The organism is Bradyrhizobium sp. P5_C11_2 (assembly GCF_054049755.1).
Window position 1 is genome coordinate 1 of sequence record NZ_JBFULT010000403.1, and the last position, 7,026, is coordinate 7,026.

The following is a 7,026-nucleotide window of genomic DNA, read 5'->3' on the forward strand; positions in this document are numbered from 1 at the left end:
GATCGAAGCACCCGTGATCAGGAAGATCCGCATGATCGAGCCCTGCGAGGCGCCCATCGTGCGCAGGATCGCGATGTCGCTGCCCTTGTCCTTCACCAGCATGATCAGGCCGGAGACGATGTTGAGGGCGGCGACCAGCACGATCATGGTCAGGATCAGGAACATCACGTTGCGCTCGACCTGGAGCGCGTTGAAGAAGGTCGAGTTGCGCTGCCGCCAATCGACCAGGAACACCGGGCGGCCCGCGGCCTCCGTCACCGCCTTGCGGAAGGCGTCGATCTTGTCGGGATTGGTGGTGAACACCTCGATCGAGGTGACGTCGCTGCTGCGGTTGAAATAGGCCTGGGCTTCCGCGAGCGGCATGAAGACGAAGCCGAGATCATACTCGGACATGCCGATCTCGAACACCGCGACGATCTTGTAGGGTTTTATGCGCGGCGTCGTGCCCATCGGCGTCACCGCGCCCTTGGGCGCCACCAGCGTGATGCTGTCGCCGGCGTGCAACGACAACTGATCGGCCAGGCGCCGACCGATCGCCACGCCCTGCCCGTCGTCAAACCCGTCGAGCGAGCCCTGCTTGATGTTCTTGGCGATCGAGGTGAGGTTGTTGAGGTCATCGGCCCGGATGCCCCGAACCAGCACGCCCGAGGCATTCCAGGGCGAGGACGCCAGCGCCTGGCCGTCGACCACGGGCGCGGCAAGGCGGATGCCCTGGACCTGGCTGATGCGCTCGGCGACGTCCTTCCAGTCGGTCAGGGGCGACTCCAGCGGCTGAACCAGGATATGGCCGTTGAGGCCCAAAATCTTGTCGAGCAGCTCTTTGCGGAAACCGTTCATCACGGCCATCACGATGATCAGCGTGGCCACGCCCAGCATGATGCCGAGAAAGGAGAACCCGGCGATGACCGAGATGAATCCCTCCTTGCGGCGCGCCCGCAAATAGCGCGCCGACAGCATCCACTCGAAGGGCGCAAAAGGCGCGGTCTGCACGGTCTCGGTCATGGTTTCATCCATCGCTCGATAATCCCATGATTCGGGGTCAATTGTGGCCGGATTGGCGGCCTCGACATCGCGCGATGAACAATATTCAGCCGAGCAGGCGGGCGACCGCATCCGCAGGCGACATCGTCTCGCGCGAGCCGTCGCTGCGCCGCTTGAGCTCGACCTTGCCGTCGGCGAGGCCCTTCGGCCCGATCATAATCTGCCAGGGGATGCCGATCAGGTCGGCGGCGGCGAATTTGGCGCCGGCCCGCTGGTCGGTGTCGTCATAGAGCACGTCGACGCCCTTGGCGCCGAGCTCGGCATAGAGCTTCTCGCAGGCCGCATCGACCGCGGCATCGCCCTGCTTGAGGTTCAGCACCACCGCGCGGAACGGCGCCACCGCCTCCGGCCATTTGATGCCGGCATCGTCGTGACAGGCTTCGATGATGGCGCCGAGCAGGCGCGAGACGCCGACACCGTAGGAGCCGCCATGGATCGGCACGTCGACGCCGTCGGGGCCGGCCACCAGCGCCTTCATCGCCTCGGAATATCTGGTGCCGAAATAGAAGATCTGGCCAACCTCGATACCGCGGGTGTTCAGCCGCTTGTCTTCGGGCACTTCCTGCGCGAAGCGCGCGGCGTCGTGAACGTCCTCGGTGGCGGCATAGACCGACGTCCACTGCTTGATGATCGGGGTCAGATCGCCGTCATAGTCGACATCCTCGCCCGGCACCGGCAGGTCCAGCACGTCGCGATTGATGAAGACGCCGGATTCGCCGGTCTCGGCGAGCACGATGAATTCGTGGCTGAGGTCACCGCCGATCGGCCCGGTCTCGGCCCGCATCGGGATCGCCTTCAGCCCCATCCGCGCGAAGGTGCGCAGGTACGCGACGAACATCTTGTTGTAGGCAACGCGCGCGGCCGCTTCGTTGAGATCGAACGAATAGGCGTCCTTCATCAGGAATTCGCGGCCGCGCATCACGCCGAAGCGCGGACGCTGCTCGTCACGGAATTTCCATTGAATGTGATAGAGATTGAGCGGCAGGCTCTTGTAGGACTTCACATAGGCGCGGAAGATCTCGGTGATCATTTCCTCGTTGGTCGGCCCGTACAGGAGCTCGCGCTTGTGGCGGTCGGCGATACGCAGCATCTCCGGGCCGTAGGCGTCGTAGCGGCCGCTTTCGCGCCAGAGGTCGGCGAGCTGGAGCGTCGGCATCAACAGTTCCAGCGCGCCGGAGCGGTCCTGCTCCTCGCGCACGATCTGCTCGATCTTCTTCAAGACGCGGAAGCCGAGCGGCAGCCAGGCATAGATGCCGGCCGCCTCCTGCCGGATCATGCCGGCGCGCAGCATCAGCCGATGCGAGACGATCTCCGCCTCTTTCGGATTTTCCTTCAGGATGGGCAGAAAGAACCGCGACAACCGCATGGCAACACTCTGGGAATCAGTGATCGCCTGCAGTGAAAGCGGATTGGGAGCGAAAACACAAGACCGGGAATGAGGAAAAGCCGCTAAGGCGGCGGAATTCCTGTCATTTTTCCGCTGCCTTCACGTTCAACGTGAACCGCACCGGCGCGCCTTAAGGCAGCCCCACATCGAGTTCGTCCTCCAGCGTGACCTTCTCGAAATCGGTCACCAGCGCGTCGATCCGCACATGCCACCGCCCCGCAAAAGGAAGCTCGACCTTCCGCACGTGCCAGTAGCCGTCMGGCCCGAGCGAGGCGCCCCGCTCCATCGGCTCGATGCCGCGCTCCGGCAGGCTCAGGGTCAGCGTGACCTCCTTCGCGATCAGCGGCGTCGCCTCGCCGGTCATGAGCTGGAGCACGAAATCGTCGACGCCGGCTTTCCCAGGAGACACCAGAACCTGGAACATCGCCTTGTCGGAATGGATGTGGATCGCCAAAGGCGTCTCGGGAACGATGGTCCGCGGCGGCGGCGTGAAACGCCAGCCGGCGACGACGGCAAGGATGACCAGCGCAATCGCACCTTCCAGCAGGATCGAGCGCTTGAGCGCGGGCGTCCCCTTCTCGTCCCGGGCCAGCGCCGGTGTCAGCCTGAACCGATTGAGCGCGGCAAGCGCCAGCAATCCTGTGACCAATACAAGTTTGATCGAGAGGATCAGTCCGTAGCGGGTCTCGACCAGCGCGACCGGCTTTTCGAGCTGAACGGTCGCGAGTGCGAGGCCGGTCAAGGCCAGCACGCCGACCGCCAGCGCAGCGATGCGGGAAAAGCGGTTCACGACGGGAAGCGCCGCGATCGTCGGCCTCGACACCAGCGCGACCAGCGGCGCGAGAGCACCGATCCAGATGGTGACGCCGAGGCCGTGGAGAAAGATCGCCGGCCGGGTCAACGCCTCCGGCGGGGCCGTTGCAGCGTGCCCGGTCATGGCAAGCGACAGACCGACGCCGACGAGCGCGATGATCGCAAGGGCGCGCGCATACCATGCGCTGCGCAGCGCCATCAACCCGAGCAGCATCGCAGCAATCGCAACCAGCAGCGCGGGGCCGGCGCTGGTCGCGAACGCGACCTTCCAGGGGGCGGCCGTCGCGAGTGCAACTGGCGGCAGCCCGAGAAGATCGAGGCCCAACACCCCGAGAGAGACAGCGGCGCTCGGAATGCCGATGGCGAGCGCTACACGCGGCACGGTCATGCCCGTCGTCGACCACGCAATCCAGCGCGCAAAGAACACGCCGCCGACACCGACGAACAGCCCGAGATAAAGACCAACCCGCGCCAGCCAGATCAGCACGTTCAACCCGCGATCCGCATTGGCAGGAGGTTGCGTCCCCGTCGGCGTGCCGATCGAGAAGATCACCGATCCCGCGACGGGATGCCCGTCCTGCGAGATCACGCGATAGCTGACGACCGCCGTGCCCTGCGGCAGATCCGGCGGCATCACGACCGAGATGGTCTCGCCCGACGCGCTGACGCGCGCATCGTCCCGCGCCCTGCCCGCGCCGTCGATCAACTGGATTGCGCCCGGCGTCACCGCCTCGTTGAAGCGCAGCTCCACCGCCTTCGGCGCGCTCGCAAGCATGCTGCCGCTCGCCGGCTCGACTGCGACGAGCGCGGCGTGCGCCGACGCGCCGGTCGTGAAGCCGACAACGCAGAGGAGTGTCGCGAGCGCGGCGAGAAGGCGCATCAGGGCTTTGGCAGGAGCTTCACGCCCGGTGCCGGCGACTTGCCCTCGGACTTGCCCTCGTGCGAATGCCCTGCCCCTTCCACCGGGATTTCGATCCACCGGCTGACGCCGGTCTCGCACTCCTGGACGACGGGGAAATACAGCGTCGTGTTCGGCTTCAGGCCGCCGGTGAGGAAGCTGCTGATGACGAACTCGTCGTAATTGTGATCCGGCAGCTTGCCGCCGGACCAGGCCACCTCCTTGACGCCGGAAGAGAGCTTGTTGCCGTGATAATCGTACTCATTGGCATATTTGCCTTCGACGACATCGACGCTCCAGCCCGCCTTCGGCATCGGCTTCACCGCGATCACGCCTTCCGGAATCTGCACCCTGATCTTCACCGTGGGCGAACCCGCGCAGCCGTGCGGCACGGCGAAGACGGCCTTGTAGTACGATCCGACTGTCGCCTGTTTGGTCTCAAGCGTGATATGCGCCGCGGCCGGCGATGCGGCGAGCGCCGCGATCAGGATCAGGCAGGATCTCTTCGACATGTTCGGCCCCTTCGACATCATCATTTGATCAGGATCGGCGATTCCACGCTGACATGATCGGCCTCGGAGATCGAAATTCCGAGACCTAGCATCCAGCGTCCAGGCGTTAATTGCGCGACCTTCACATGCCAGCTGTCCTCGCCGTCGCGCGAGGCCTCGACCGGCGCCAGCTTCCTGCCGGTCTGCGTATCCACGAGCGTCACCGACACGGCCTTGGCCGAGAGCGGCGTCTCGTCCGTCGTTTCCAGCTGGATGGCGATCTCCACCGGGCCGGCGCGGCCCGGCGAGACCGTGACGTTGGCCATCGCCTTCTCGGTGTGCAGATGGGTGAAGAAGCTGTCGTCGTCGGTCGCCGCCGCAAGCGGTGTGACGGCAACCGACAGCAAGGCGACCACTGCGAGCGCAAGGCCGGCGAGGATTCGAGGCGAGGTCATGTGAGACTTGATCCGCTTCATCACATCTTCATTCCCGAATGATCCGGCATTTTCTTCATCATGTGTCCGGCGTCGCCGGGCGCCTGCGCACCGACGCCCTGGACGTCGAGGGAGACGGCGACCTTGCCGGCCTTCTCGAACTCCAGCGTCACCGGCACCTTGTCGCCCTGCTTGAACGGACCTTTCAGTTCCTGAAGCATCAAATGATTGCCGCCGGGTGCGAGCTTCACCGTCTTGCCGGGATCGATCGCAAGCCCCTTGTCGAGCGCACGCATCTTCATCACACCGTTGTCCATCGCCATCTCGTGAACCTCGGCCTTCCCCGCGATCTCGGCGGAAACGCTGACCAGCCTGTCGGCCGCCGTCCCCTTGTTCTCGATGGTCAGATAACCGCCGGCGACCTTGGCGCCGCCCGGCGTTGCCCGGCTCCACGCCTGCGAGATGACGAGATCGCCGGCCTTGACGTCCTCGGCCACCGCTGGTGCTGCGCAGAGCGCGAGAGCGAACGCTGCGAGCAGCACATCTTTCAACATGGTCTTCATATCGGTATTCCCGTTTGCAGATTGAATTTCAGTGTGTGGCGAGCTGTTGGCCCGACCATTTTTCGAGATCGGCTATCTCGGCCGAGCCTTCGATCGTCGTGATGGTCCCGTCCCGCGAGATGAGCATCGTCCTTGGAATGTCGCCCTGCCAGGCAGGATCGATCTMGAATCGCAAACGCTCGACAAAACCGTCGCTGAAGATGAAGTTCTCGGTCGACGACAGCCCCGCCTTGTCGAGCATCGATTGCGTTGCTGCCGGCAGGTTCGGCACGAGATCGGCGCTGATCGTGACCACGTCGATCCCGGGATGGTCCTTCGCAAACTGCCCCAGCAATGGCAGCTCAACCTTGCAGGGTCCGCAGGTCACGCCCCAGAAATGCACGAGCGTTGGGCGGCCCGCATGCCCCTTGAGAACGCCTTGCCAGGTGCCGCGCTCGAACGGTTTCAGGGCCGGCGACGCTGCTCCCAGCGTAGCCGCTGACGCGATCAGGATACCCAGACCCAGAATGCCTGCAAATCGATGTCTCATGGCTGGTCCTCGATTGCTGTGAGCCGATAGCCATCCGCCTTCGTCATCCATGACAAATAGACCCGTCGGCCATCGGAAACGAGCATGGGATGATCGGATGTGTCGGTCGTGCTCGATATCGTCTTCGTCGGCGACCACGTCTCGCCATCGTCGCGGGAGATCGTCATCTGGACCGAGGTCTTCTCGCCGTCGAACTCCTTCCAGACCATCACCGTTCCCGCCGCGCCTGCGAGCACGTAAGGACGCGTCGGATTGCGGCCCGGCTGCCCCAGCGCCATGGGCGCAGAGAAGGTGCGACCTTCGTCGCGCGAGTGGGCGTAGAACAGTCCCTTCCGCGCCTTCCCGTTCGTGTACCAGGCGACGTGATAGGTCCCGTTCGGCGCAACCGTCAGGCTCGGCCCGTGATGCGGGCAGGCGTTGATCTGCCAGTCGTCATCGCTGACCCGATGGATTTCGGCCGGCGTCGAGACGTCGGTGAAGGTCATGACCGCGTGATCGCGCACGCCGCCGTCAAAAATGTTTCTGAAGATCACGGCCGGCCGCCCCGGCGCCGCGAATGTCAGCCCCAATCGGCAGCATTCGCAGGTGTTGTCACGCGCGAGACTGGCCTCGGCGTAGGTGGCGCCGCCATCGCGCGACGAGGCGAAGAACAGCCCTGCTCCCTCGTACTTCCGTCCCGCCTCCTTCGCAGGAACACGATTGCGCTTGTCGAGCCAAGCCGCGAACACCGTTCCGTCCTGATCGAGCGCCAGCGCCTCAAACCGCTGGCTCTCATTGTTGGCGGTGATGGGCTTCAGCTCCGCAAAGCTCTTCCCATTATTAGCCGAGCGCGTATAGAGCACCTGGCCGTTGAAGGCCTCATCCCTGAAG

At 64.5% G+C, this 7,026-nt stretch carries 8 protein-coding genes; all 8 read right to left on the minus strand.

Annotation, left to right across the window (positions count from 1 at the left end):
* The coding region (locus ACXJL8_RS29080) for a lipoprotein-releasing ABC transporter permease subunit (RefSeq protein ID WP_456686025.1) at window positions 1-1,014 on the minus strand (1,014 nt) is incomplete at its 3' end.
* Between the two features lie 73 nt (window positions 1,015-1,087).
* Entirely contained in the window at window positions 1,088-2,407 is a 1,320-nt protein-coding gene (gene proS / locus ACXJL8_RS29085; RefSeq protein WP_456620112.1) for a proline--tRNA ligase, read from the minus strand.
* Window positions 2,408-2,558: 151 nt separating this feature from the next.
* Window positions 2,559-4,121: a copper resistance CopC/CopD family protein gene (locus tag ACXJL8_RS29090; RefSeq protein ID WP_456620113.1), complete on the minus strand. Its 1,563-nt coding sequence runs from the start codon at window positions 4,119-4,121 to the stop codon at window positions 2,559-2,561.
* Complete coding sequence (locus ACXJL8_RS29095; RefSeq protein WP_456620114.1) at window positions 4,121-4,651, minus strand: YcnI family copper-binding membrane protein; 531 nt, start codon at window positions 4,649-4,651, stop codon at window positions 4,121-4,123. The genes ACXJL8_RS29090 and ACXJL8_RS29095 overlap by 1 nt, the downstream gene beginning before the upstream one ends.
* A gap of 20 nt (window positions 4,652-4,671) precedes the next feature.
* Window positions 4,672-5,085 carry a hypothetical protein gene (locus ACXJL8_RS29100; protein ID WP_456620115.1) on the minus strand — a complete coding sequence of 138 codons (414 nt, stop codon included), beginning with the start codon at window positions 5,083-5,085 and terminating at the stop codon, window positions 4,672-4,674.
* A gap of 20 nt (window positions 5,086-5,105) precedes the next feature.
* Entirely contained in the window at window positions 5,106-5,627 is a 522-nt protein-coding gene (locus ACXJL8_RS29105) for a copper chaperone PCu(A)C (protein ID WP_456620116.1), read from the minus strand.
* A gap of 28 nt (window positions 5,628-5,655) precedes the next feature.
* Window positions 5,656-6,156: a TlpA family protein disulfide reductase gene (locus ACXJL8_RS29110; protein WP_456686027.1), complete on the minus strand. Its 501-nt coding sequence runs from the start codon at window positions 6,154-6,156 to the stop codon at window positions 5,656-5,658.
* Window positions 6,153-7,026: sialidase family protein (locus ACXJL8_RS29115; RefSeq protein ID WP_456686026.1), on the minus strand; the 874-nt coding region annotated here is incomplete at its 5' end. The genes ACXJL8_RS29115 and ACXJL8_RS29110, both read right to left, overlap by 4 nt.

Excerpts from the sequence above, each read along its gene's own strand:
- proS (WP_456620112.1), bottom strand. The coding sequence starts at position 2,407 with ATGCGGTTGTCGCGGTTCTTTCTGCCCATCCTGAAGGAAAATCCGAAA.
- ACXJL8_RS29095 (WP_456620114.1), bottom strand. The coding sequence starts at position 4,651 with ATGTCGAAGAGATCCTGCCTGATCCTGATCGCGGCGCTCGCCGCATCG.
- ACXJL8_RS29100 (WP_456620115.1), bottom strand. The coding sequence starts at position 5,085 with ATGACCTCGCCTCGAATCCTCGCCGGCCTTGCGCTCGCAGTGGTCGCC.
- ACXJL8_RS29105 (WP_456620116.1), bottom strand. The coding sequence starts at position 5,627 with ATGAAGACCATGTTGAAAGATGTGCTGCTCGCAGCGTTCGCTCTCGCG.